At 45.8% G+C, this 692-nt stretch carries 1 protein-coding gene and 1 pseudogene; both read left to right on the forward strand.

Features of this window, described 5'->3' with window-relative positions:
• Nucleotides 1-357 (forward strand): ATPase RavA domain-containing protein (locus R7Z77_RS25730; protein ID WP_318137096.1); only part of this gene is annotated, 357 nt, incomplete at its 5' end.
• A gap of 9 nt (nt 358-366) precedes the next feature.
• A pseudogene (locus R7Z77_RS25735) lies at nt 367-692 on the forward strand (ATPase RavA stimulator ViaA); the annotation flags it as partial.

Below are 692 nucleotides of genomic sequence, written 5' to 3' on the forward strand. Positions count from 1 at the left end.
AATATGGGTCGTCTGCGTTTTGATGTGGATGCGGCGAACAACTTGGTGATCCGCGACATTGCTAACCGCGGTATTTTGGTGAGCTTGGTAACGCAACAAGGTTTGGACATTGAGCTGTACCAAAAATGGTTGTCGCAAAGCGAAAAAGCCGTAAACCAACTGAGTGAAGCAGAGCACCACATGCGTAAAGTCAAAGCGAACTTTCATGATGCACTGCCACACAGTTTTGTGGATCCTGAATTACCACGTCTTATGGAGTCGAGTCTGCAACAGGTGAGCCAACGACTTGAGTCTATCCAAGGTGAAAGCGAGAAGATCATTCAACGCTTTAAAAACTTACATCAGTTTTTCTCTTAAGGAGACGACATGTTAGGTGCAGACGGACTCAACTTGGCGCTGATGGTGGCGGATTCAGGCATCATCGACAGTGCTGTAAACGATTTGATGGCTCGCTCTCAAGTCATGATGATGGCAGAAAACCGAGGTGTAAAATCGTCGGTGAAAAACCATTTGTTAAAATGGCGCGGCAACGTAAAGAAACGCATCACCAAAGTATGTGAGACGGAGCGTTTTCAACAAGAGCTCGCTTTATATCAAGAAGTGATTCACTGGGATGAAGACGAGTTTTTTGAGCGCATAGAGGATGTGATCAAAAAGCTTGAGTGGCACTCCGCGTTTTATATGCAAGCACG

This window comes from Vibrio sp. 1401, assembly GCF_033340295.1.